The organism is Stieleria sedimenti (assembly GCF_025060895.1).
GTDB lineage: Bacteria > Planctomycetota > Planctomycetia > Pirellulales > Pirellulaceae > Stieleria > Stieleria sedimenti.
On the sequence record NZ_JANZKV010000068.1, the window covers coordinates 1 to 25,114 of the forward strand.

General features: G+C 58.8%; 17 protein-coding genes. 6 read left to right on the forward strand and 11 right to left on the reverse strand.

What is annotated here, in order from left to right; genetic code table 11:
- Nucleotides 1-218: 218 nt before the first annotated feature.
- From cysK to NZK35_RS10870, 10 genes are all read right to left on the reverse strand, one after another.
- Nucleotides 219-1,160: a cysteine synthase A gene (cysK, locus tag NZK35_RS10825; RefSeq protein ID WP_259632549.1), complete on the reverse strand. Its 942-nt coding sequence runs from the start codon at nucleotides 1,158-1,160 to the stop codon at nucleotides 219-221.
- A 52-nt stretch (nucleotides 1,161-1,212) separates the two neighbouring features.
- Nucleotides 1,213-2,223, reverse strand: a complete 1,011-nt coding sequence (locus NZK35_RS10830; protein ID WP_259632550.1) for a 2-oxoacid:ferredoxin oxidoreductase subunit beta — start codon at nucleotides 2,221-2,223, stop codon at nucleotides 1,213-1,215.
- Between the two features lie 127 nt (nucleotides 2,224-2,350).
- On the reverse strand, nucleotides 2,351-4,210 hold the full coding sequence (locus NZK35_RS10835; RefSeq protein WP_259632551.1) for a 2-oxoacid:acceptor oxidoreductase subunit alpha: 1,860 nt from the start codon (nucleotides 4,208-4,210) through the stop codon (nucleotides 2,351-2,353).
- A 281-nt stretch (nucleotides 4,211-4,491) separates the two neighbouring features.
- On the reverse strand, nucleotides 4,492-5,799 hold the full coding sequence (locus tag NZK35_RS10840) for a hemolysin family protein (RefSeq protein ID WP_259632552.1): 1,308 nt from the start codon (nucleotides 5,797-5,799) through the stop codon (nucleotides 4,492-4,494).
- Nucleotides 5,792-6,418: an rRNA maturation RNase YbeY gene (gene ybeY / locus NZK35_RS34675; protein WP_259632553.1), complete on the reverse strand. Its 627-nt coding sequence runs from the start codon at nucleotides 6,416-6,418 to the stop codon at nucleotides 5,792-5,794. The genes NZK35_RS10840 and ybeY overlap by 8 nt, the downstream gene beginning before the upstream one ends.
- Nucleotides 6,387-8,765 (reverse strand): HD family phosphohydrolase, encoded by a 2,379-nt coding sequence (locus NZK35_RS10850; RefSeq protein ID WP_259632554.1) that lies wholly within the window; start codon nucleotides 8,763-8,765, stop codon nucleotides 6,387-6,389. The genes ybeY and NZK35_RS10850 overlap by 32 nt, the downstream gene beginning before the upstream one ends.
- A 27-nt stretch (nucleotides 8,766-8,792) precedes the next feature.
- Complete coding sequence (locus NZK35_RS10855; RefSeq protein WP_259632555.1) at nucleotides 8,793-9,842, reverse strand: PhoH family protein; 1,050 nt, start codon at nucleotides 9,840-9,842, stop codon at nucleotides 8,793-8,795.
- A gap of 130 nt (nucleotides 9,843-9,972) precedes the next feature.
- A complete protein-coding gene (locus NZK35_RS10860; RefSeq protein ID WP_259632556.1) occupies nucleotides 9,973-10,968 on the reverse strand; it encodes a phosphatidate cytidylyltransferase in 996 nt (331 codons plus the stop codon).
- Nucleotides 10,968-11,777, reverse strand: a complete 810-nt coding sequence (gene uppS / locus NZK35_RS10865; RefSeq protein WP_259632557.1) for a polyprenyl diphosphate synthase — start codon at nucleotides 11,775-11,777, stop codon at nucleotides 10,968-10,970. The genes NZK35_RS10860 and uppS overlap by 1 nt, the downstream gene beginning before the upstream one ends.
- A gap of 7 nt (nucleotides 11,778-11,784) precedes the next feature.
- Entirely contained in the window at nucleotides 11,785-13,113 is a 1,329-nt protein-coding gene (locus NZK35_RS10870) for an adenylosuccinate synthase (RefSeq protein ID WP_259632558.1), read from the reverse strand.
- 380 nt (nucleotides 13,114-13,493) lie between these two features.
- Between NZK35_RS10870 and cysD the strand changes: the two genes are divergently transcribed.
- The 3 genes from cysD to NZK35_RS10885 all read left to right on the forward strand — a co-directional run bounded on the left by cysD (nucleotide 13,494) and on the right by NZK35_RS10885 (nucleotide 18,171).
- Nucleotides 13,494-14,405 carry a sulfate adenylyltransferase subunit CysD gene (gene cysD / locus NZK35_RS10875; RefSeq protein WP_259632559.1) on the forward strand — a complete coding sequence of 304 codons (912 nt, stop codon included), beginning with the start codon at nucleotides 13,494-13,496 and terminating at the stop codon, nucleotides 14,403-14,405.
- A 116-nt stretch (nucleotides 14,406-14,521) separates the two neighbouring features.
- The gene (cysN, locus tag NZK35_RS10880; RefSeq protein WP_259632560.1) at nucleotides 14,522-16,462 is read left to right on the forward strand and encodes a sulfate adenylyltransferase subunit CysN; all 1,941 of its coding nucleotides are present in this window, start codon (nucleotides 14,522-14,524) and stop codon (nucleotides 16,460-16,462) included.
- Nucleotides 16,463-16,752: 290 nt separating this feature from the next.
- Nucleotides 16,753-18,171 (forward strand): beta-lactamase family protein, encoded by a 1,419-nt coding sequence (locus tag NZK35_RS10885; RefSeq protein WP_259632561.1) that lies wholly within the window; start codon nucleotides 16,753-16,755, stop codon nucleotides 18,169-18,171.
- A gap of 154 nt (nucleotides 18,172-18,325) precedes the next feature.
- Here NZK35_RS10885 and NZK35_RS10890 read toward each other — a convergent pair whose 3' ends face one another.
- Entirely contained in the window at nucleotides 18,326-20,806 is a 2,481-nt protein-coding gene (locus tag NZK35_RS10890; RefSeq protein ID WP_259632562.1) for a glycogen/starch/alpha-glucan phosphorylase, read from the reverse strand.
- Nucleotides 20,807-21,420: 614 nt separating this feature from the next.
- On the opposite strand from NZK35_RS10890, the gene NZK35_RS10895 reads away from it, so the two are divergent.
- The 3 genes from NZK35_RS10895 to NZK35_RS10905 are packed head-to-tail and all read left to right on the forward strand — an operon-like array spanning nucleotide 21,421 to nucleotide 25,038.
- On the forward strand, nucleotides 21,421-22,701 hold the full coding sequence (locus NZK35_RS10895) for an ABC transporter substrate-binding protein (RefSeq protein ID WP_259632563.1): 1,281 nt from the start codon (nucleotides 21,421-21,423) through the stop codon (nucleotides 22,699-22,701).
- Nucleotides 22,702-22,735: 34 nt separating this feature from the next.
- Nucleotides 22,736-24,604: a sensor histidine kinase gene (locus tag NZK35_RS10900; protein WP_259632564.1), complete on the forward strand. Its 1,869-nt coding sequence runs from the start codon at nucleotides 22,736-22,738 to the stop codon at nucleotides 24,602-24,604.
- Nucleotides 24,601-25,038, forward strand: coding sequence for a response regulator (locus NZK35_RS10905; protein WP_259632565.1), 438 nt, complete (start codon nucleotides 24,601-24,603; stop codon nucleotides 25,036-25,038). Before NZK35_RS10900 ends, NZK35_RS10905 begins: the two co-directional genes overlap by 4 nt.
- The last annotated feature ends 76 nt before the right edge of the window (nucleotides 25,039-25,114 follow it).

Genomic DNA, 25,114 nt, shown 5'->3' on the forward strand with positions numbered 1-25,114 from the left:
GGACGCTGGCGCGAACCGGCCGATCTCAAACGGTGATCAGAGTGTTTGACGCGAGCCTACGGGGCACCCGACCTGACGAAACGACGCTTGCTTTCGCGGTCTGGCGCGGGTCGATCGCTACCGCGTCGGGCTGTCGCTAAAGCCTGGCCAAACGCGGGGAATGAATGCTTCACCGAGCTAACCCGCTCCAGTGAAAACCTGCTCGAGAGACGCTGTGCTTACAAGCCCAGGTCGCCGAACAGCGGAGTGCTCAGGTAGCGTTCTCCCAAGCTGCACATGATCGTGACGATCCGCTTGCCTTTCATTTCCGGGCGGGCAGCAACTTGGGCGGCGGCCCACATGTTGGCCCCGCTGCTGATGCCACCGACGATACCTTCTTCTTTGGCCAGTCGTCGGCCCCAGGCAAACGCGTCTTCGTCATCGACCTGGACCACATCATCGATGATACTGGTGTCCAGATTTTTGGGGATGAACCCGGCCCCGATGCCTTGGATCCGGTGTTTGCCGGCTGCCCCGCCGCTGATGACCGGCGAATGAACCGGTTCGACGGCGATGGCTTTGAAGTCGGGGTTTTTCTGTTTCAAGTAGCGGGCGACACCGGTGATCGTTCCGCCGGTCCCGACGCCGGCCACAATCGCGTCGATTTGGTGGCCGCTGTCTTCCCAGATTTCCGGCCCCGTGGTCGCTTCGTGAATCGCCGGGTTGGCGGGGTTCTCGAATTGTTGCGGCATGAACGCGGTTTCGTCTTGGGAAACCAGTTCGGCGGCTTTGTTGATCGCCCCCTTCATCCCATCTCCGGCGGGCGTCAGCACCAGGTTGGCTCCCATCGCGCGGAGCAATGCGCGGCGTTCGACCGACATCGACTCGGGCATCGTTAACGTCAACTTGTAGCCCTTTGCCGCACAGACGAACGCCAGGGCGATGCCGGTGTTGCCGCTGGTCGGCTCGATCACATGGGTTTCCGGAGTGATCGTGCCGTCCTTCTCGCCGGCTTCGATCATCGCAACGCCGATCCGATCCTTGACGCTGTTGAGAGGCTGAAAGAATTCGCACTTTGCGAACACGCTCGCACCACCCTCAGGCACCAAGCGATTCACTTGGATCATCGGGGTATCGCCGATCGCTTTGGTCGCGTTTGAGTAAGTCTTTCCACGTGGCATGTTCATTCCTCCCTGGAACAACCGTTGCATGATGACATCGTCTGTAAACGTTTCAGCCCACGACCCAGGTGTCCCCGGCGTGGAATAGCTTTTCTAACTCGCCTTCGCCGCGGGTCTTTTTGGCGAGGTCGACTTGAGCGTTGATCTGTTCGTCGTAGGTCGAGACATTGTCGACGTCACGCAAGATGCCGATCGGCTCGGGCATTTCCGGATAACGCATTCTCGCCAGCATCATTTGAATCGACGGGTTGGGATCTTTTTCGTCGTGGATCAGCAGGTCATCATCGGGGACATCGTTGCGGTTGACGATCTCCAGATGGGTTCCGACCAGGCGGATCGCTTTCTCGTTGTCTTTGCCAAACACCAGCGGCTTGCCGTGTTCGAGTTCGACGACGTTGTCGGCACGCTGTTTCTTTTCTTGGGCGTACGCCATCGCACCGTCGTTGAACACGTTGCAATTCTGGTACACCTCAACCAGCGAGGTCCCCTTGTGCTGCGAGGCACGCTTGAGCACTTCACCGAGGTGCTTGACGTGGGCGTCCAACGACCGAGCCACGAAGGTTGCTTCGGCGGCCAAGGCGACCGACAGGGGACTGAGCGGGTGATCGATCGATCCCATCGGCGTGCTTTTGGTGACCTGGCCTTCCGTGCTGGTCGGGCTGTATTGGCCCTTGGTCAATCCGTAGATCCGATTGTTGAACAGGACGATATTGATGTCCAAATTACGACGTAGCACATGGATGAAGTGGTTGCCACCGATCGACAGCGCGTCGCCGTCGCCGGTAATCACCCAAACCATCAGATCCGGACGCGTCGATTTCAAACCCGTCGCGAACGTCGGCGCTCGGCCGTGAATGCTGTGCATCCCATAGGTGTTCATGTAATACGGGAAACGACTGCTGCAGCCGATGCCGCTGATGAAAACGATCTTTTCGCGCGGCACGCCAAGTTCCGGCAGAACCTTTTTCATCTGCGCCAGAATCGAATAGTCGCCGCATCCGGGGCACCATCGAACGTCTTGGTCAGAAGCAAAATCAGCGGCTTTGAGAACAGGCAGGGACATGGCGGAAATATGGGGAATCGTTTTGTGTTTGAAAGGATGCTTCTGCTTCTCGTCACCTCGCTCGACGCTGCGAGCAAGGCGACCGTGTTGCCGACGAAACGGCCGCGGTGATCTAGACGGCGACGATCTAGACGGCGACGGCGGCCGGCACGAGGGCTTCAATTTGCTCAATCAGTTCGCTGACCGCGAACGGCTTGCCTTGGACCTTGTTGTAACCAATGCAATCAACCAAGTAGGCCGAACGTAACAACATGCGGAGCTGACCCATGTTCAATTCCGGTACCAGCACCCGATCAAATGACTTGAGCAGGTCGCCGAGATTTCGCGGCATCGGATTCAGGTATCGGAGGTGGGCGTGGCTGACGCGGTGTCCGGCTTCCTGGCAACGGCGGACCGCGGTCAAACAGGCGCCGTAGGTGCCGCCCCAAGACACGACCAACAGATCTCCGCTGGATTCACCATAGACCTCTTGTTCGGGGATCCGCTCGGCGATCTTGGCAACCTTGGCCGCTCGCGTTTCGGTCATCAATTGGTGATTGGCAGGGTCGTAACTGACGTTGCCCGTTTGGTGTTCTTTTTCCAATCCGCCGACTCGATGCATCAGGCCTTCGGTCCCGGGAATCGCCCAGGGGCGGCCCATGTTTTCATCGCGGAGATACGGCAAGAACGGCTCGCCGTCGTTGCTATCGACCGGATGCTGGATTTCAATTTGCGGCAACGAATCCAAGGTCGGAATCTTCCAGGGCTCGCTGCCGTTGGCGATGTAACCGTCCGAGAGCAGCATGACCGGCACCATGCACTCGGTGGCAATCCGCCAGGCTTCGATTGCCATGTCAAAGCAGTCGGCCGGGGACCGCGGTGCGATCACGGGAATCGGAGACTCGCCGTTGCGGCCGAACATCGCTTGCAGCAAATCGCTCTGCTCGGTCTTGGTCGGTAATCCGGTGCTCGGTCCGCCGCGTTGGACGTTGACGACGACCATCGGCAATTCCAGCATCATCCCCAAGCCCATCGCCTCGGCTTTGAGCGCGATTCCGGGACCGCTGCTGGCGGTGACGGCCATCGTGCCCCCGAACGCCGCTCCGATCGTGGCACACATTGCGGAGATTTCGTCTTCGGCTTGGAACGTGCGGACGCCAAAATTCTTGTGCTTGGTCAGTTCATGCAGAATGTCGCTGGCCGGCGTGATCGGATAGGTGCCATAGAACAAATCCTTCTTGCTCAGCTTGCTGGCGGCCACCAGGCCCCAAGCCAAGGCCTGGTTGCCCATGATGTTACGGTAGGTGCCCGGGGAAAGCTCGGCCGCTTCGACCTGATAGCTTTCGCCGAACGCTTCGGTGGTTTCACCGAACGCCCAGCCGGCCCGCAACGCCGCGATGTTCGCTGACGCGACATCCGGTTTCTTGCCGAACTTGTTTTCGATGAAGCGCAGCGTCGGGTCGAGCGAACGGCCGAACAGCCAGTACACCAGGCCCATGGCAAAAAAGTTTTTGCAGCGGTCCGCAATTTTGGGGCTCAGACCGTGCTCGGAGACCGCGGTGCGGGTCAACTGCGTCATCGGCACCTTGATCAGCCGGTAACTGTCGTTGATCACCGTTGCTTCCAACGGATTGGCATCGACCTTGGCCAGTTTGAAATCCTTGTCGGTGAACCCGTCTTCGTTGGCGATCAGGATGCCGCCCTTGCGAAGGTCCTGGATATTGGTCACCAACGCGGCCGGATTCATCACCACCAGCGCATCGAGTGTATCGCCGGGCGTGAAGATCTCCTCTTTGGCAAACTGGACCTGAAAACCGCTGACCCCGGCTCGGGTCCCCCGCGGGGCGCGGATTTCGGCCGGGAAATCCGGGAACGTGGCCACGTCATTGCCAGCCAACGCACTGGTATTGGTCAGCTGGGTCCCCAATAACTGCATCCCGTCGCCCGAATCCCCGGCCAGTCGCACGGTGATTCCGGAGACGGATTTGACATGTTTTGTAGTCGTCATGAACTGCATCTTTCGCGTCGTCTGGTGGCCTCGCCGGGGCATCTGGCGGCGTTGCCGAGGTTTCTACCGCGCCATCGCTGCGGCAATCCGTTTCGGGGCCACAAGTTGTAGCGACCGACGGACTGTAGGGGTTGTATCGAGTGTTCCAATTCGGAAACTTCGTCAAATTCTATAATTCGGCCATCAAAACGTAATGACCGGGAGTGTTGAAACAGGCATTTTGCGCAAGAAACGCCCCGGCGAACGTGTTTTCGCCTTGCAAATCGGGTGTTTTCTTGCGGTTACACCGCGACACGATGTCCCGGGGCGTACCGCACTTCCATCATTTCGATCTTCTGGCGGGTTGCCTGAAGCACCTCAAAGGCGGCATCTCCGATCTGGAAGGTCGCCCCGGCCTCGGGGATTTCCCCGAGGTTGCTCAGGACCATCCCGGCGACCGTTTCATAGTCGTCGCTCTCGGGCAGTTCCCAATGCAGCCGGTCGTTCAGGTCATCGATCATCACGCGACCACTGACGATGACCGTGGATTCGTTGATGATTTCGAACCGCGTTTCCTCGTCTTCGTCGGATTCGTCGACGATTTCACCGACGATTTCCTCCAAGGCGTCTTCGATGGTCACCACCCCGGCGGTCTGTTGGAACTCGTCCAAAACGATCGCCATGTGGGAACGGCTATGCAAAAACTCTCTCAACAGTGATTCGACGCTGCGATCAACGGGCACCGTCCAGGCGTGTCGCATGATCTCCCCGAGCGGTCGCGAGGGCGTTTTCCCGTCGGCAATCTCCGGTAATAGGTCTTTGACGTACAGCACACCGACGACCTTGTCCAAGGTCCCGTCGTAGACCGGCAACCGGGTTCGCCCCGATTCAATCACCTGCTGCATCACCGCCGGCCAGGTGTCGCCCAGTTCGACCGCATCGATGTCCCCACGTACGGTCATGATGTGACCGACGGTGTCGTCGCTCAGATCCATCACGTTTTGAATCATTTCGCGAATGCCGGGCCCGAAGATGCCTTTGTTCGTCCCCGCGGCAATGATCGTGCGGATTTCGTCTTCGAGTAACTCTTCGGACTCGTCTTCGTTTTCGTCCTGTCCCGACAACCGGCGGGTGAGCGCCGCGATCACTTCACCGGGAATGGAAAACGGGTTCATGACCGACGTCAACGTGCGCCAGAACGGCCAGGTGTGATAGAGCACCGGCGCCGACGCGAATCGGGTGACCGCCGCCGGTAGCCAGGCATGGACGAACATCATCGAGATCGCCGCCAAAACGACCCATGCGACCAGCGAGCCGAGCATGGTGGTCAAGGCCAGCGAGCCGGTACCCTGTTTGGAAATGATCAAAGCAGCCGTGCCCGCGATCAGAAACAACACCGTTCCGATCATCCGCAAGTATTCGCTGCCGCGAATCGCTGCGTCCTGATGCTCCAGCACGCTGCCGAATCGTTCCCGGCGTTTCTTGACACGGCAGAACGCTTCCAGCGACCGCCCTGCGAAACAGTCCAGCAACTCCGCCCCTAATCCACCGATGCTGCTGACCAGGAATCCGGCGGCGGAAACCATCAGGTAAGGCCACGCATTATCCACGCTGGTCGCCCTCCGCCACAGCCGGCGTCTGGAGCCCCAGCCGCGCCAGCACCTCACGCTCGGCGTCTCGCATCAGCGCCCGCTCGTCGGCTTCGTGATCGTCCATGCCACCGATATGCAGCACGCCATGAATCACGTACAGCAACATCTCATTGGCAACTTCCCAGCCCACCTCCGATGCGTTCTCGTGAGCGGTCTCGACGCTGGCGACCAATTCGCCCTCGATGTGATCGGGATCGTCTGAATAGGGAAAGCTGATCACATCGGTCGGGTAGTCGTGCGACAGGTGCCGGGCATTGATCTCGTGGATCGTCGCGTCGTCGGTGATTCGCACGCCGATTTGGCCGCGTTGGAATCCACGCCGTGCCGCTGCCGCTCGCACCGCTTCAGCCATCCGATCATCGCTCAGTCCCAGACGATCCTGCCAGGCTTCCACCGTGCCATCCCACAGGACATCCACCGCGACGCCCGCACCATCGCGGGGGGCACTGCTGTCGTCTTGATCGGGGGAAGCGTTGCGAAGGATCGCACCGGAAGGATCAGGCTCCTCGATATCGGGAGAAGCCGGCTGAGATTTCGAATCGGTCTCAGGCTGGCTGTTGGCTCGGGTATTTGACACGTGCGTGATAGATAGCGGTAAGGGACTTCACCAAACTCTTTCGAACAAGATTCAATTGCTGGAACGTCAACCCGCACTCGTCGAATTGACCGTCCGCCATTTTCTTTTGCGCGATTTGGTCGACCAGGTTCTGAATCCGCGCCGGAGTCGGATCGACCAGTGTGCGGCTGGCACTTTCAACGGTATCGGCCAGCATCATCACGGCCGCTTCCAAGGTCTGGGGCTTCGGCCCAGGATAACGGAAATCTTTGTCGCTGACCTGTTTTTCGTTTGGATTGTCTTCACTTCGTTTGGCCGCTTCGTTGAAAAAGTATTCGACCAGCGTGGTGCCGTGGTGCTGCATGATCAAGTCGATCAGCGGTTGGGGCAGGTGGTGATTCCGCGCCAAATCCGCTCCGTCTTTCACGTGCGCGATGATCACCAACGTGCTCATCGCCGGCTGCAGCGAATCGTGTTGGTTGACTCCACTTTGATTCTCGATGAAGTATTCCGGCTTGAACATCTTGCCGATGTCATGAAAGTACGCTCCGACGCGGACCAGCAATCCGTTGGCCCCGATCGCATCGGCGGCGGCTTCGGCGATCGACGCGACGTTGATACTGTGATTGTACGTACCGGGCGCACGCTGCGCCAAACGACGCAACAGCGGGTGGCTGGCATCGCTCAAGCTCAGCAGGCTGAGATCGGTTTGGACGCCGAATGCTTTTTCGATCAACGGCAAGATCGGCGTCAGCGCCGCTGCGGAAATCACGATGAACGCGCCGGCACGCAAACCCTCTTGCGCCAGCCCGGCCAGCACTTCCAGAAAACTCACGGTCGTCGGCGCCAGACGTTCTACGCCGGTCGGGATCGTCGTCGTGTCGCCGGTGACGATCCCCACCCCGACCACCGTCAGGAACGTGACCGCCGCGGAGACGCCGCCGACGAACAATAAATGGCTCTGGGTTCGGATCCGTCCGGTCAGTAGGGTCGACGTCGTGACCGCCGCGGCCAACATCACCAAATGGCTGAGCCCTTCGTTCAAAAACAACGTCACACTGATGATCGCCGCCGACATCAGCAACAGCGACAGATCGCGACCGTACACGATCGCGGTGATGATCGAGGCGATGACCAGCGGGGCGAGTTCACTCCGATACTTGTCGCTGGCAACCCAGTAGCTGATTCCGATCGTGCAGACGAACAAGAACAACAACTTGGAAAGCTTGACGCGGTCAAACACCAACGAGCGATCGTCGACAAACAGGATGTACGATCCGCACAACAAATAAAGTGCCGCGATCATTCCGCCGTAGGCGGCGACTCGGGCGATTCGGTCGATCGCGCCGCGATAGTTGGTCCATTGGCGATGCTCCATCTGCAACAAACGCAGTTCGTGCTCATCGAGCGGTTCCCCCGCATCGGCGAGTTCCGATTGCCCGGCGTAGAATTTTTTCATCACCGGCGGGACGCTGGCGGCGATCTCTGCTCGCGCCTTACCACTGGCTTCGTCGTCATAGGACAATGTCTCATATTCCGGCAGCCGCTTGTCGATCCAATGGCTGACCATCTGAGCGACCAGGCGGTGTTGATCGGTTTCGACCTGGCTGCCAAATTGCGAGCGAAACTCTTCGGCCAGCATCGATTCGATCTTGGGCTTCATCAACGCGATCTGGACGTCGTCGACGGTGACTTCGACGGCATCGGACGGTTCGGTCGAATAGACGCGGATGAATCGCTGGCTGCCCTGTTCGGCCTGGTGTTTGATCGATTGCAACAAACCGTTGTCGAACTCGTCTTTCTGCAAGTTCTTGATCGCGGTGTCCAGTTTTTCTAATTCGGGATCACTGGCGAACACCGCCTTCATCGCGATGAATTGCTGATCGGCCGATGGCTGGTCGGTGGTCGCCGATTCGGGCGTGACCGCCACGGTGGCGACAAACTCCTCGAACGCCTTGCGCTCCTCTTCATTCATTTCCTTGAGCGACTGGGCGTCCAGAATCACGAACAAGCGATTCTTCAAACGTGCCCGCAGTTGCTCCAGAGGCGCTTTCCAGTTCCGGTAGTAGACCGGAACTTCACGTACCTTTTGGAGCCGCAATGCTTCGGTCTCGATCTGGTTCTCGACCTCAAAATTTACCCGGGCGATGATGTCTCGCACCGGGATCATGCCCGTGCGATACGCGAATCGCGGTTCCCAGGTCCGGCAAACGACCAGCAGCGCGATTGCCGCGGACAGACCGATCAGAATCCGGACGGCCCAATCGGCCTTGTCGCTATCGATCCACCACTGAACCATCTTCGGCTTGGGAATCCCCAGCGATTCAATGCGTTCCTGTCGCGTTCGCGTCTTTGTTTGGCCGTTCATGTCTGCGGATCCGATTCCTCGGGTGGGCTACCGATCCAACGTTTCCTCGCCACCGCTTCGCCCGGACAAATCGCCTCCGATCACCCGCACGCTTCCACGCCGCGGTCGAACCGATGCTCCGGTGTTCTCGGTCTCTTCATAGGCTTCGACGATGCGTTGCACCAATCGATGCCGGACAATGTCTTCGCCGGTCAATCGAATCATGCCGATCGCCTTGATCCGATGCAGTCGACGGATGGCGTCTTTCAACCCGCTTGTCACTCCGCGCGGTAAATCGAGCTGCGTGGCGTCACCGCTGACCACCATCTTGCTGCGTTCCCCCATCCGCGTGAGAAACATTTTCATTTGTGCGATCGTCGTATTTTGGGCTTCGTCCAAGATGATGAAGGCATCGTTGAGTGTCCGCCCCCGCATGTAGGCCAGTGGAATCACCTCAATGACTTCCTGCTCCATTAACTCACGCGCTTGGTCATAGTCAACCATTTCGCCCAGTGCGTCCAACAGTGGTCGCAGATAAGGGTTCAGCTTTGCGCGTAAGTCTCCGGGCAGAAAACCCAGACTTTCGCCGGCTTCCACGGCGGGGCGGACGAGGACGATCTTGCGAATCTGGCCGGCTTTGAGAGCCTCCACCGCGGTCGCCACCGCCAAATACGTCTTTCCACAGCCCGCCGGCCCGGTCGCGAAGGTCAAGTCGTATTCACGAATCGCATCGACGTACTTGGCTTGCCCTTCGGTTCGCGGACGAATTCTGCGGCCGGCATGCTGAATCGCAATGTCCTCGCTGCCGGACACCTTCAGTTTGGCCCCCGGCTCGACCTTGGCGCCCTCTTCGACCGCAGCCGTCTCCACGTCCTCGCCGCCGATCGCACCCTGCTTTTGAACTTTGTGCAGCAGTTTTTCCAAAGTACGCATCGCCCCGGAGACGCCCTCGCCCTCGCCGGCGATTCGCACTCGTCCGTTTCGATGCGTGATCGTGACATCGAATAACTGCCGCAGTTTTCGTAAATGTTGGTCTCGGGGACCGAAAAGCTGCAACAACTCGTCGGGTGCCGTGACCGTTAATGTGGCTTCAGTCATTCGGTTTAGGCCGACCTCTCGGCCATCAGGTTGGGTTGATCCTGTCGAGCTGTTCCAGTCGAGCGGCTCATGTCCAGGATCACGACGTAATCAATCAATCGTATCGACTTCACCAGAAGAAGACACCGCATTATGGGCCACCAACACCGGTGGCGAAGCAGAAAAATGCCGGCACGCTCGCTGCAAGCAACGAGTCGGTCACGTCCCACACCCCCCCCAATCCGGGCAGCAGGTTGCCGCTGTCCTTGACGCCGGAATCCCGTTTAAACAGGGATTCAGCCAGGTCTCCCACCATGCCCGAGATCGCCAGCACCGGTCCCAGCACGATCGCCCCGACCCAGGATGGGGCCAAAAGTGCGGATAAACCGGTTTTAACGGCGGTCTCGTTCATCACCGTCGTAGTGTCCGCCGGACGTGCCAATAGTGCCGGAAACAAAAACGCCAGCGCTAAATAGGCCACGATGGTCGACGCCAAAATGCCCCCGATTGCGCCTTCGATCGTTTTTCCGGGCGACAGTCGCGGGATCAATTTGTGTCGCCCCAGCGCCCGGCCCGAAAAATACGCTCCCGCATCGGCCACTTTGGTGACCAGGATCGTCGTCACCAAGGCGGCGAGTCCGAAACGGCCCGCTGTCGGCTCCGCGTGCAGGCCACGGAGTGCGATCAGCATCGCCATCGGCACTCCGACATACATCGAAACGAAAATCGCCGCCGAGGTTCGCCGGATCGCGTCACCCGGGGTTTCGTCGCCGCCTTTTCCGTATTCTCGCATCTCGGCGATCAAGCTCAGAAACACCGCCGCCGTCGCGGCCAGCACGATCCAGCCCAATCGGCCGACGGGGCAATCTTTCGGATAATCATTCGTCCCCAGCACCCACAAGAACGGGACCGCCGCCGATGACGCGACCAGCGTGGCACCGACCACCGCGACCGTCCGACGGACCGGTTGCCCGCCCGCGGAGAGCATCACCGCGATTTCCCATGCCGTGCCGATCGCAAAAAACAGCAGCAGCGGCAACAGCCAGACGCCATCAGCACCCGGAATGCGGATCGAGTAGTCGAGCGACAATAAACCGAGGACGATCACAATCAAGATCGCGCTGGTTCTCAAACGATCACGCAGCATCAAGTCTCACCGAACGTTGATTCGACAGGTGTTTCCGAAAGCCCGCCGAAGCGTCGGTCCCTGCACCCGAAACTCTCCAGCGCCGCCGCGAATTCCTGGCGGCTGAAATCAGGCCAACAGGTTTCTGTGACCCACAACTCGGCATAGCTGAGTTGCCATAGCAAGAAATTGCTCACCCGCATTTCGCCTCCGGTACGGATCATCAGATCGACATCCGGTAAACCCGCGGTGTAGAGCCGCTGCGTGATGGCTTGTTCGTCGATGGCGTCTGCGTCCAACCGCCCGGCCTGGACATCGCGACAAATCGATCTCGCCGCCATCGCCAGCTCATCACGCCCGCCATAATCAATCGCGAGCACTAGCTGAGTCCCCGGGTTGTCCGCTGAAACCTCGATCGTTCGATCCATTTCGACCAAGACGCTTTCGGGCAATCGATCGCGTCGCCCGATCACCTTCAGCCGCAGGCCCTGCTTCATGATCAACTCGCGCTCCTCGACCAGGTATTGCTCGAGCAGCTGCATCAGGAATTCGAGTTCCGCTTTGGGGCGTTTCCAGTTTTCGCTGGAAAGGCAATACAGGGTGACCGCTTCGATTCCCAGTTCGGTGCACGTCTCGCTGACCATCCTGACCGAATCGACGCCACGGCGATGGCCTTCGATTCGCGGCATGCCGCGCGATTGAGCCCAGCGACCGTTGCCGTCCATGATGATCGCAACATGATCGGGCAAACGCGTGGTCGCCACTTTCGGATCGACACTGCGAGCATCGTCGGTTTCCGCAGGCTTTGAGTCAGGGATCTTTGCGTTCATCGGTCGCTCAGGCTCCGATCGGCTGCAAATTCAACTCGTCGGATTGCTTCGTGAAAATGGTTTGAGCACGGTCGGGGCCGACCGACAACACGCCGACCGGGATTCCGACGAGGGCTTCGATTCGACGCACATAGGCCAGCGCGCCCTCCGGGAAATCCTCTTCGCGACGCACGTCATCGACCGGTTGTTTCCAGCCCGGAATCGTTTCGTAGATCGGTTTGCAACGGCGAAGCTGGTCGGCATGGCCTGGGAATCGTGTGATCCGCTCGCCGTCCAATTCATACGCGACACAAATCTTGAGTTCATCCAAGTGCGCCAGCACGTCCATCATCATCAACGCCAATCGGGTCACGCCGCTCAGTCGTGCCGTGTAGCGAACCGCAACCGCATCGAACCATCCACAGCGCCGAGGACGCCCGGTCGTTGTCCCAAATTCATTGCCCAGCTTGCGAATCCGATCGCCCGTTTCGTCTTCCAGTTCCGTCACGAACGGCCCGCCACCGACGCGGGTGCTGTAGGCCTTACAAACGCCCAGGACCGTATTGATCCAGCGCGGCGGCACCCCGGCACCGGCACAGACGCCGACGCCGCTGCTGTTGCTGCTGGTGACAAATGGATACGTGCCGTGATCGATGTCCAGCAGAGCCCCTTGCGCTCCTTCAAACAGGATCCGTTTGTCCTGCTCGGCGGCATCCAGCAATGTATCGGTCGTGTCGGCAATCATGCCCTGCAAACGGTTCGCCCAGCGGGTTGCTTGAGCGATGACCTTGTCGGCGGCGATCGAGTCGAGTTCCTCCTCGGACGCCCCCATGTTTCGCAAGATCGCCAGTTTCTGTTCCGCGACCGTCCGGATGCGTTCATCTCGGCCGGGTTGGACCAAGTCGGTCATGCGGATCGCGTGGGTGCGTCCCACCTTGTCCCGATAACATGGTCCGATGCCTCGATTGGTCGTTCCGATCGACTCGCCACGCAGCGCGGTCGCGTTGATTTGACGGTCTTCGGCCATGTGCCACGGCATGACCAGGTGGGCCCGCTCGCTGATTTGCAGGTTTTCGTCGCAGTTGACTCCGCGGGGGGCAAGTCCCTCCATCTCGCCGATCATGGTCTCGGGGTTGATCACCACACCGGGGGTGATCAGATTCTGGACCCCACGATGCAGGATTCCGCTGGGGATATGGTGCAATTTGTAGACTTCATCGCCGACAACCACCGTGTGGCCGGCGTTCGCTCCGCCCTGATAACGGACGACCAAATCAAATTGTGAAGCCAGCAAATCAACTAATTTGCCCTTCGCTTCATCACCCCACTGCAAACCAATGACGCAAGTTCCCGACACCAGAATCACTCCGGAAAAATTGATGAGGCCGGGAAGATTTTGTTCCCCGGCGCAGAATCCCAGAGCCTAAGCCCCAACACCCCGAATGGCAACGGGAGAGAGAAAGGAGTTCTAAGTTCCAGGTTCCAAGTTCCAAGTTCCAGGTCAGTTGGCAGTTGGCAGAAAAATGGGGGGCAGAAAAATGCGTGGGGAAAAACAGAAGCAGACAAGAAAATAGGTGACAAGAAAATTTCGAACCATTCTTAAAACCTGGAACCTGGAACCTGGATTTCAAACTGACCATTCCCTCTCTTAAAACTGCAACTCTCTGCCTATACTCCCTCGGCCGGGCAAGCCATGTCCGGCGCCAAAGTTAAATTCCCCACCCTTACGGCGTCCTGATGTCGGATTACAACCTGACCCACCTAAAACAGCTGGAAGCGGAGAGCATTCATATTTTCCGCGAGGTGGCTGCAGAATTCCAAAATCCCGTGATGCTCTACAGCGTCGGCAAAGACTCTGCAGTGCTGCTCCACCTGGCTCTCAAGGCCTTCGCTCCGGCCAAACCTCCGTTTCCCTTGCTGCACGTGGACACGACGTGGAAGTTCAAGGAGATGTACGAGTTCCGGGACAATTATGTCGCCAAGGAATTGGGGCTGGATCTGATCGTGTACATCAACAAAGACGGCCTCAAGCACGACATCAAGCCATGGGAGGACAGCGAGCGTCACACCGAGATCATGAAGACCGACGCGCTCAAGGCCGCTCTGGATCAATACGGTTTTGACGCCGCCTTCGGTGGGGCGCGTCGCGACGAAGAAAAATCGCGGGCCAAGGAACGGGTTTTCAGCTTTCGCGACAAAGGCCACCGCTGGGACCCCAAGAATCAACGACCCGAGCTTTGGAACCTCTACAACGCACGCGTCAACAAGGGTGAGTCGATCCGCGTGTTCCCGATGAGCAACTGGACGGAACTGGACGTCTGGCAATACATCCATCTGGAAAATATCCCGATCGTGCCACTTTACCTGTCGACCAAGCGCAAGGTCGTCGAGCGGGACGGAATCCTGATCATGCGTAACGACGACCGCATGCCGCTGTTGGAAGGCGAAGTCGAAGAGGAAAAGATGGTGCGGTTCCGAACGTTGGGCTGCTACCCGCTGTCCGGTGCGGTCGAATCCGAAGCGACCGATCTGGTGGACGTGATCCAGGAGATGTTGCTGACGACGACCAGCGAGCGACAGGGACGTGTGATTGACAAAGACGAAGGCGGAGTCGGCATGCAAAAGAAAAAAGAACGGGGCTATTTCTAGCCATCGGTCACCGCTTTCTACCACCGGTCCATCCGCCAACGCCTCGGCCATCGAAGCCTTCGTCACCAAAGCCTCTGCTTCGGCCGCGCCCCCCTCACCCCCTTTCACCAGCAACCATGTCTCACCAGTCTGACCTCATCGCAACCGACATCAACGCCTATCTCAAGCAACATGAGAACAAGCAACTCTTGCGGTTCATCACGTGCGGCAGCGTGGACGATGGCAAGAGCACGTTGATCGGACGTCTGCTGTACGACTCCAAGTTGGTTTACGAAGACGAATTGGCCAAGGTCCAATCGGATTCCGCCAAACAGGGATCGACCGGCGGAAACTTTGACCCGTCCCTGTTCATGGATGGATTGAAGGAAGAGCGAGAACAAGGCATCACGATCGATGTCGCCTACCGCTACTTCAGCACCGCGAAGCGAAAGTTCATCATCGCCGACACCCCCGGCCATGAACAATACACGCGAAACATGGCGACCGGAGCCTCGTCCGCGGATCTGGCCATCCTGATGATCGATGCCCGTCACGGCGTGTTGACGCAGACCCGGCGGCATTCGTTTATCGTGTCGCTGCTCGGGATTCGTCACGTCGTCGTGGCCATCAATAAGATGGACTTGATCGAGTTTTCCGAAAAAAAATACGAATCGATTTGCGACGACTACCGGTCCTTTGCCACGCGACTGGATCTTCCCGACCTGCACTTCATTCCGATCAGCGCGCTCAACGGTGACAACGTTGTCGATCGCAGCAAGTCGATGCCCTGGTACACCGGGACGACGCTGATGGGTTTCCTGGAATCGGTTTACATCGGCAGCGATCGCAACCTGCAAGATTTCCGGTTCCCCGTCCAATTGGTCAATCGTCCCAACCTGGATTTCCGCGGCTTCTGCGGGACGGTCGCCTCCGGGATCATTCGTCCCGGCGAAGAGATCATGGTGCTACCGAGCAAGCGAACCTCGAAAGTGAAATCGATCGTGACCTACGAGGGTGAACTCGAGGAAGCCTATGCTCCGCTGTCGGTCACGCTGACACTGGAAGACGAAATCGATGCCTCACGCGGAGACATGATCGTTCGCCCGGGAAACCTTCCCAAGTCGCGAGATTCGATCCAGGCCATGTTGGTTTGGATGGGCGAAGAGCCGATGGTGCCCGGCAAGACGTACCTGTTTAAACACACCACGCAAACCGTTCCCGGGACGATCGACACGCTCAACTATCGAGTCGACGTCAACACGCTGCACCGAAGCCCCGCCCCCGAATTGGAACTCAACGCCATCGGCCGCGTCGGTATTTCGTTTTCTGCACCGATCCATTTTGATGCCTATCGCCGCAACCGTTCCACCGGCGCGTTCATCGTGATCGACCGGATCACCAATGCGACCGTCGCCGCGGGGATGATCCTGGATAAATCGGGTGACGGTGGGGCGAAATCGGTCTGGGACGAAGAGGAAGCCGGCGATCGCGACGACAATGCACCGGTCTCCGCGGTCACCGCCGAAGAACGCGCCGCCCGGTTCGGACAACAACCGGCCACGGTGTTGCTGACCGGATTGACCGGGTCGGGCAAGACCGCCATCGGCCAAGCCCTGGAACGCAAGCTGTTCGACAGTGGTCGGGCCGTTTCGGTCATCGACGGTGAACACGTCCGCAAGGGCCTCTCACGTGACCTTGGCTTTAGCGCCAACGATCGCAGTGAAAATCTTCGTCGAAGCGCCCACCTGGCACACACGCTGAACGAAGCCGGCATGATTTGCGTCGCCTGCTTTGTCGCCCCCAGCGAGGAGGTTCGCCAGAAAGTGGCTCGCGTGATCGGCGAAGAACGCTTCCTGGTCGTGCATGTTGCGACGCCCGTGGAAGTCTGTCGCCGGCGTGACGAGAAAGGCCAGTACGCCCAAGCCGACGCCGGTGAATTGCTGAACTTCCCCGGAGTCACGGCCCCGTACGACACTCCGCCCAACCCCGATGTTACCCTCGATGCGTCCCAACAGACCATCGACGAGTGCGTCAACCAAATCATCGAAGCGCTACGGAAAAAAAAGATCATCAAATAAGTGGCGTAAGCTTCCAGCTTGCGATTCCCCGCCACCACGGGTGGCGTACCGGCTTGTTGATTGAGTGGGATCACACGTGGGATTAGCCGTATCGCGCGAGCGTACGGGCCTCGACCATCACGAAAACGCCCGCCTGCCCGTAGGCTCGCGCCAAACGGCTGATTGAATCATCAGGCCGATACGCTTCCAGCTTGCGATTCCCCGGCAAACAGCACGTTTACCCCACGGAAGGTCGTCGTGCAGTTAAGATCGAGCGTTCCAGTCGATTGAACACACACCGAGGAGTCTCGATGATCGATCGCTTTCCCGCTGCCCTACGCTCAGCCTTTTGCGGTTTGCTGTTGGTCTTCACCGCCGACCGGCTGGTAGCCGCACCGCCAGATTTGGACGACCCGGCGACGCAGCAGCGAATCCGTTCGCTTGTTCAGCCGTATCTCGATTCCGAGCAGGTCGTCGGTCTCTCGTTGGGACTGCTCGCGGGGGATTCCTCGGCGACGTTCCACTTTGGCAAGACTTCCCATCGCGGTGAAGAGCCGACCGATCAAACGGTTTATGAAATCGGCTCGGTCTCGAAAGTCTTTACGGGAATCCTTCTCGCCGACGCGGTCGTCCAAGGCAAAGTCAAGCTGGATCAGGATGCCGCCGATCTGTTGCCCGCTGGTGCCAGGATGCCCGATTCAAACGGCAAGACGATCTCGCTGTTGGATCTTTCGGTCCATCGGTCGGGACTGCCGAGATTGCCGAGCAACATGAAGAACGTCGGCGGTGAAAATCCCTATGCCGATTACACCTCCCAGCTCGCCCTCGAGTTCCTGGACGACTATGCGTTGACCCGCGATCCGGGCGACAAGATGGAGTACTCGAACTTTGCGGTTTCGTTTCTCGGCTATCTGCTCTGTCACCAAGCCGACAAATCGTACGACCAACTGTTGTCCCAACGCATCGCCAAACCACTGGGAATGACCAGCACCACGGTGACCGGCGATGCCGAAGTCCTCAAGCGTCTTGCGATCGGCCACAGCACACCGGGAAAGCCGCATTCGACGTGGGAGTTTGCCGACCTGCCCGGTGCCGGCGGGATCCGCAGCACCGTCACGGACATGCTGCGGTTTGCCAAGTCGAATCTCGATCCGCCGGACGACGACTTGGGAAAAGCTCTCCAGCTTGCTTGGAAACAACATCGCGGCGGCGACGCCAAGGACTTTGCGATGGGGCTCGGTTGGCACATCGCCCGAGACGGATCGACGCGGTGGCACAACGGACAGACCGGCGGCTACCATGCCATGTTGTTCGTCAGCCGCGAGGTTCCGGCGGCCGTCGTGTTGCTGACCAACACGGCAACCATGGAAGTCGACGTGCTGGCCGAAGACTTGATTCGCATGTTGGCCGGTGCGGTGGTCGAGCCCCGAAAGTTTCAATCGACGATCGACGTGCCGCTGGCGAAGATGAAACGGTGCGAAGGCCGTTACCAAATCGCGCCCGGAGCTGTGTTTGACGTCAGCATTGCGAAAGGCCGGTTGATGGTGCAATTGAGCGGCCAACCCGCGTTTGAAGTCTTTCCCAAATCGGAGACGGAATGGTTTTACAAGATCGTCCGGGCCACGTTGACGTTTAAAGACGAGCAGAACGGGCGATTCAAAGCGTTGGAGCTGTTTCAAAACGGCATCCGCGTCTCCGCCACACGAATCGAACCGGCCGGCGCCGAGTAAACGATCGGCCTATCGACGCGAGCCGACGGGGTTCGCTCAGCGACCGGCGGAGAATCAATGTCGGATTTTTCCCAATGGGAGAGGCGGGAAGCCTCTCCGGAAGCCTTTCGCACTGAACGCCGGAGCGAACCTGCTGAGTTCAAACGAATCTCAGTTATTCTGTCAGCGGTTCGACGTGCCAGATTTCATCGGCGTACTGCTGAATCGTTCGGTCGCTGGAGAACCATCCGCTGTTGGCGGCGTTGAGAATACTCATCCGGTCCCATTGATCGGGCTTTTGATAGGTTTCCGCCACGCGTTCTTGTGCGTCAATGAAGCTGCGTAGATCGGCGATGGTCAGCCATTGGTCGTGCGGGTTTCTCAGGCCCGAGGTCAACTCGCCGAAGACACCGGGTTCGGAGCCGTGGAAATGACCGCCTTCGAGCAATTCCATCACGCGGGCGATCGCGGGATCGGCGGCGATGATCGCATTGGGGTCATAGCTCTGTCGCGTTTCTTGGGCTTCGGCGGCATTGAGTCCGAAGAGGAAGAAGTTTTCGGCACCGGCCTTTTCGCGAATCTCAATGTTCGCACCGTCGAGTGTCCCGATCGTCAGCGCCCCGTTCATCATGAACTTCATGTTGCCCGTTCCCGAGGCTTCTTTGCCGGCGGTGGAGATCTGTTCGCTCAACTCGGTGCCGGGGCAGATGACTTCCATCGCCGAAACGCGGTAGTTGGGGAAGAACACCAATCGCAGCAGGTCGCGTGCGCGGGGTTCCTTGTTGACGACGCGGGCGACGTTGTTGATCAGTTTGACGATCAGTTTGGCCAGGTGATACCCCGGCGCCGCCTTGCCTCCGATCAAAACGCATCGCGGCACCATGCCGGCGGTTTCGCCTCGCAGAATGCGGTCGTAGAGGTGGATGACGTGCAACACGTTCATCAACTGTCGCTTGTACTCATGGATCCGTTTGACTTGAACGTCGAACAGCATCGAGGGGTCGAAGTCGACGCCGGTGTTTTTCTGGACGTACTTGGACAATCGTTCTTTGTTGGCGTTTTTGACTGCACGCCAGCGGCTGCGGAATTCGGCGTCTTCGGCGAGCGGAGCCAGCGTCTTAATCTCTTCCAAATTGGATTCCCAACCCGTGCCGATCGTCTCATTCATCAAGTCACGCAGTCCCGGGTTGCAGTGGGACAGCCAGCGCCGTTGGGTGACGCCGTTGGTCTTGTTGTTGATTTTGTTCGGCCAGATGCGATCAAAATCGGCGAACAGTCCTGTCTTGAGCAAGTCGGTGTGCAGCTGCGCGACGCCGTTGACCGAAAAGCTTCCGACGATCGACAGGTAGGCCATTCGAATGTGCGGCGTGTGGCCTTCTTCGATCAGCGAAACTCGTTTGAGCAAATCGGGCTCGTTCGGGAATTTTGCTGCGACCTGGGCGAGGAAACGCTCGTTGATTTCAAAAATGATTTCCAAGACACGCGGCAGCAACTGTCCGAACAGGCTGACCGACCAGCGCTCGAGGGCTTCGGGCAACAGGGTGTGATTGGTGTAGGCCATGCACTGCGTCGTGATCGCCCAGGCCTGGTCCCATTCCAGTTCATGTTCATCCATCAGCAGTCGCATCAGCTCGGGGACGGCGCAGGCGGGGTGCGTGTCATTGAGCTGGAAGCAGTTCTTTTGACCAAACTCGCTGAAATCCTCGCCGTGCCGTTCGACCCAGTTGGCCAAGACGTCCTGCAGGCTGGCCGAGACCAGGAAGTACTGTTGTTTTAGACGCAGCTCTTTTCCGTTCTCGCTGGCGTCGTTGGGGTACAGCACCATCGAGATCTGTTCGGCGTTGTTTTTCTGCGCGACCGATTCGGGGTAACTGCCGGCGTTGAATTCATTCAGATCAAACGCGTCGGTCGCCGTCGCCTTCCAGAGGCGGAGTGTATTGACGGTGCCGTTTCGGAAACCGGGAATGGGCATGTCGTAGGGGACCGCCACGATGTCGTGCGATTCCACCCAGCGGCTGTGTGGTTTTCCGTTTTCGTCGACGTAGCGTTCGGTTCGGCCGTACAAGCGGATCCGTTTGGTGTCCTCGGGCCGCTCGATTTCCCAAGGGTTTCCGTCACGCAGCCAGTGGTCGGGGGCTTCGACTTGGCGGCCATTTTCGATCATCTGGTGGAACATCCCGTATTCGTAGCGAATCCCATACCCGGAGACCGGCAACTGCAGATTGGCGCAGCTATCGAGAAAGCAGGCCGCGAGCCGTCCGAGTCCGCCGTTGCCCAACCCGGCATCGTGTTCCTTGTCGATGACCTCTTCCAATTCGACACCGAAACGATGCAACGCCTTGCGCATTGCCTCGTCGAGGTCCATGTTTTGGATCGCGTTGTTGAGTGACCGTCCGAGCAGAAATTCCAGCGACAAATAGTTGACGTGACGCGTGTCGCTGGCCGCGAGCAATTCGCGGGTGCGGCGCCAGTCGCGGCTGATCCGATCTCGGATCGTGATGGCCGCCGCGCGAAAGCAATAGCCGGGATCTGAGTCGATGTCGTCACGTCCCAGAGTGAACAGCAGGTGTCGGCGCAACTCGTGTGAGAGCGAGCCGAGGAGCACATCGTCAGATTCGGGAGACGGGGAGACAGCGGAATCAAGGGTCTTTTGCATCGGTAGAGTCGAGGGGGCTATTGGGAACCGAGTCAAGTTACAGAGGGACAAGGGCACGCTCGAGCACCTTGTCATAAGGTGCAAACGGTCCAGAAACAAGCGGGAGGTCTGTCAGGCCGGACAGCGGCGAAATGACCGCCCTCACGGGGAGAAAGGGGGCGTGCGGTCCGTCGTCTCGTCCGAAGACGAGACACCATCATCTTTCCTAATCGGCAAGGTCGTTGATCCTCGCGAGGCAAAGCGATGGGATTCTGCCTTCGCCACACGCCACAAGCCGCATCATCGGCCCCGCTTCCGCAATCGCTACACGTCTCGCTTTCGTTCGCCCTGACGGCCGAAAACGCGATCAGGGGACATCGCGCCAGGTGAGGAAATCGCTCTCCCCTTTACCGCGTGACCCCTCTTCCGCGGCTGCTCGGAGGGTGACTTCGAAACCTGCACGGCCCCGAAACGGGGCGTGGGGGGGAGGCCGTATGCGTCGTCGCCCGGCGGTGTCGTAGCAGCGGGAGCCCGTCCGTTGTCCCGCATTCTGGTTGAATTGCCCGGACCGAATGGGCCGGCGCGTCAGGGGCAAGACACGTTTTTCAGCAACCTCCATCCAAGGCGAACAATCCATGAAGCAAAGTCGACGAACCGTACTCGCCACTGCCGCCAGCGCCGCGGTCGCGTTGGCCGCTGCGCCAGATCGCGTTTTTGGCACCGCGCCCTACGGATTTGTCAAACAGCAACGCACGCTCAGGGTTTTGGGCACGCACGTGACGCTTCAGCAGCCCATCCGCGAGCAAGCGGAAAAGGATTTGGGGATCAAGCTGCAGTTCCAGCCGGGGGGCAGCGCCTCGGTCCTGCATCAGGCTTCGACGCGTCCGGAGTCGTTCGATCTATACGAACAGTGGTCCAACAGTATCCGCGTGCTCTGGCAGGCCGGGTCAATCCAGCCCCTGGACCTTTCGCGGCTGGTTTATTGGGACGAGATCAACAGTCTGACGAAGACGGGAAAGCTGACACCACACGGTCGAATCGGCGCCGGCGACGCCCCCAACAAACTGCTGTACGTTCAACGCGATGGATCCCTGGCGGCCCAGGAAACCAAACAGATTAGCTTTCTGCCCTACGTCCACAATGTCGACTCCTTCGCCTATGACGCGTCGGTGGTCCCGCGTGGCGTGGCGTACAAGACGGAAAGTTGGAGTTGGTTGTTGGATCCTCGTTGGGCGGGCCGCGTCGCGTTGTGCAACGAGCCGACCATCGGGCTGTTTGACATCGCCTTGGCGGTCCAATCCAAGGGACTGATCGAATTCGACGACATCGGCAACCTTTCCAAAGCGGAGATCACCGCGCTGTTTCGCATCCTGGTCGAGCTGCGCCGCCAGGGACACTTTCGTGGCGTTTGGAATAGCGTGCCCCGCTCGGTCGAACTGATGCGTGGCGGCGAAGCGGTGATCGAAAGCATGTTCTCGCCCGGCGTCTCTGCCCTCCGCGCCGAGCACATCGATTGCGTTTACGCGGCACCCAAGGAAGGCTATCGAGCATGGCACGGCGTGATGTGTCTCTCCGCAGCCGCCTCCTCCACCGCAATAGACGCGGCGTACGAGTACATGAATTGGTGGTTGTCCGGTTGGCCGGGTGCGTTCATCGCGCGGCAGGGCTACTACATCTCCAATCCACAGCGGTCCCGTCACGAAATGACCGCGCCGGAGTGGGACTATTGGTACGCGGGCAAACCCGCCGCCTGTGATTTGAAGGGCACCGACGGACGCGTGGTCGTTCGCCGTGGCGAAGCCCGCACCGGGGGTTCCTACGAACGACGTTTTAGCAATGTCGCCGTCTGGAATACCGTGATGAAAAACTATGAATCCACGTTGAGCGCTTGGAACGAGTTTCTGACCGCGAACTAAAGCCCGCCTACGTCACCCCGACACCCTTTCGAGAATGTTTCAGCTGTCGCTAAAACGAAAGATCTATCTCGGCTTCGGCATCATTTTGATGCTGGTGTTCGGCAATGCGCTGGCGGTCTACATCGGATCCAAACGGATCACGAACGAAACCAACCGGATGAGCGAGATCGAAGCGGTCAACGCCGTCGTGCTCGGCTTGGATCGCGATGTTCAAGAGCTGCGGTTGCGGGCCGACCGCTTTGTCTTTTCCGGCCGCCAATCACAATCCGACGCCGCCAAGGAGATCTTTGTGCGGCTCCGCGCCAACATTGAAACGGCGACGAAGCAGCAGACGGATCCCGAATTGGTGGCGCTGTTCGAACAGATCAACTCACGCGTGACGGAATACGCAAAACATTTTGATTCCGTTATCGTCGAACGAAAAATCCGGCAAGACCTCGTCGAACAGCAGTTGCCGGCATTGGCCAAACGGATCGATGAATGCACCTCGCGATTGTCCGATCAGTTGTCCGGACTCGGGGTCGATGATCAGAACCGTTTGGCATTGGTGCGGTCCCAGTCCGCCTTTTCCCGAGCGGAAAAGTTTCTGTTGAAGTATTTCGAGAATCCCGACGGCGAACTGGTCGCCGCGACGATTCAAGCGATCAACGACGCGGTGTCTCAACTGGACGAAATTCAAGGTGACGGGGGCAAAGTCGAAGAGATCATTGAGGCGATTCGGGACTATGAAGGCGTCGGCCTGCGGGCCGTGCAAGCGACGCGCAGCTATCTTTTTCTTCGCAACGTGGTCATCGCCGGTGAAGAGTCGGAGGTGTCGTACTACTCGGCACAGCTGCGTTCTCATGCCGAAGCTCGCCGTGAATTCATCGCTTCGCAGTTGGCGTCCACCACGTATCGCGTCCGACTACTTTCCTTGGGCATCGTCGTGACCGCCGTCGGGTTGTCGTTGTTGATCGCAACCCGACTGGCGCTGCTGATCGTCACCCCCATTTCCGATCTGACCAGAACCTTCGAGCGACTGTCCAGTGGTGAGGTGTTGGCAGATGTGCCGGGAACCGAAAGGACCGATGAGATCGGGAAAATGGCCACGGCGGCCCGCATTTTTAGTGACCAAAACCTGCGGACCCGAGAACTGTTGCAGCAGTCCCAGGCACTCGGGCGTGAACTCCGTGAAAAAGCCTCGCAGCTGCAGGCGACCAACGAAGAACTCGACAGCTTTGCCTACGTGGCCTCGCACGACTTGCGTTCACCGCTGCGCGGGATCAAACACCTGGCTCAATGGATCGAAGAGGATGTTCGCGACGACCTGTCCAGTGACGGCGAAGTCTATCTGGACAATCTGAAAGTCAGGGTCGGCAAACTGGAGGTCCTGTTGGAGGACCTGTTGGATTTCTCACGCGTCGGCAGAATCAATCCGCCTTCAGAGATCGTCGAAGTTCGATCGGTGCTTGAAAACATCGTCGACATGGTCAGCAATCCGCAATCGATTGAAGTCAAGTGGCCGGATGATCTGCCGGTGTTCGAAACCGTCCGGCCGCCGCTCGAACAGGTGTTCATGAATCTGGTCGGCAACGCCATCAAGCACAACGACAAGGGCGCCCAGGGCTGCGTCGAGGTGACGTGGGCAAACGGCGACCATCAGTTTCGATTCTCCGTCCGCGACAATGGCCCCGGAATCGAAGCGACCAATTTCGATCGTATCTTTCAGATGTATCAGCGCGTCGGCAATCCCACGGTGGAAGGCAGCGGCATGGGGCTGGCGATCGTCAAGAAGCAAGTTGAATACTTCGGCGGCACGATCGAAGTGGAATCAGAACTCGGCCGCGGAACCACCTTTCATTTTTCCTGGCCTCGCGAGTTAGCGACAACGTCCCCTGAAGTCTTCTGTGGAGCATCGATATGAGCAATGGCACGCCGACAATCCTGGTCGTCGAAGACGACTTCGTCGATCTGGAAATCATCCGCCGGGGAGTGGCCAAACGCGGTTTACAGGCCGACATCCTCAACGCGACCGATGGTGCCGCCGCGCTTGAGTTGCTGCGTTCGGATCGCTTGACGCCGGAGCAACGCGGTCAATTGGTCGTGTTGCTGGACATCAACATGCCCGGAATGAACGGGCATCAGTTTCTGGACGAAATCAGAGCCGACCAAACGCTTCGCCACACCGTCATTTTCATCCTCACCACCTCGGATCACCCGCGCGACGTGACGCGGGCGTACGAACGGAATGTTGCGGGGTTTTTTTTGAAGTCAAACCTGGGGGGGCTGTTGGAAACGCTGTCCTCGTATCTCAATCACGTCAAATTTCCTCCCGCGGCAACGCTGCAAACCAGCTGATTGTCGGTGTTCCTTCAACTCAGCTGAACAAACCTGCATCCCGCCACGAAGCGATCTACGTATTCATTGAAGCAAT

What these genes read in the sequence shown, in the direction of transcription:
- cysK (WP_259632549.1), bottom strand. Translation starts at nt 1,160, where the DNA reads ATGCCACGTGGAAAGACTTACTCAAACGCGACCAAAGCGATCGGCGAT.
- NZK35_RS10830 (WP_259632550.1), bottom strand. Translation starts at nt 2,223, where the DNA reads ATGTCCCTGCCTGTTCTCAAAGCCGCTGATTTTGCTTCTGACCAAGAC.
- NZK35_RS10835 (WP_259632551.1), bottom strand. Translation starts at nt 4,210, where the DNA reads ATGACGACTACAAAACATGTCAAATCCGTCTCCGGAATCACCGTGCGA.
- NZK35_RS10850 (WP_259632554.1), bottom strand. Translation starts at nt 8,765, where the DNA reads ATGAACGGCCAAACAAAGACGCGAACGCGACAGGAACGCATTGAATCG.
- NZK35_RS10855 (WP_259632555.1), bottom strand. Translation starts at nt 9,842, where the DNA reads ATGACTGAAGCCACATTAACGGTCACGGCACCCGACGAGTTGTTGCAG.
- NZK35_RS10860 (WP_259632556.1), bottom strand. Translation starts at nt 10,968, where the DNA reads ATGCTGCGTGATCGTTTGAGAACCAGCGCGATCTTGATTGTGATCGTC.
- uppS (WP_259632557.1), bottom strand. Translation starts at nt 11,777, where the DNA reads ATGAACGCAAAGATCCCTGACTCAAAGCCTGCGGAAACCGACGATGCT.
- cysD (WP_259632559.1), top strand. Translation starts at nt 13,494, where the DNA reads ATGTCGGATTACAACCTGACCCACCTAAAACAGCTGGAAGCGGAGAGC.
- cysN (WP_259632560.1), top strand. Translation starts at nt 14,522, where the DNA reads ATGTCTCACCAGTCTGACCTCATCGCAACCGACATCAACGCCTATCTC.
- NZK35_RS10885 (WP_259632561.1), top strand. Translation starts at nt 16,753, where the DNA reads ATGATCGATCGCTTTCCCGCTGCCCTACGCTCAGCCTTTTGCGGTTTG.
- NZK35_RS10890 (WP_259632562.1), bottom strand. Translation starts at nt 20,806, where the DNA reads ATGCAAAAGACCCTTGATTCCGCTGTCTCCCCGTCTCCCGAATCTGAC.
- NZK35_RS10895 (WP_259632563.1), top strand. Translation starts at nt 21,421, where the DNA reads ATGAAGCAAAGTCGACGAACCGTACTCGCCACTGCCGCCAGCGCCGCG.
- NZK35_RS10900 (WP_259632564.1), top strand. Translation starts at nt 22,736, where the DNA reads ATGTTTCAGCTGTCGCTAAAACGAAAGATCTATCTCGGCTTCGGCATC.
- NZK35_RS10905 (WP_259632565.1), top strand. Translation starts at nt 24,601, where the DNA reads ATGAGCAATGGCACGCCGACAATCCTGGTCGTCGAAGACGACTTCGTC.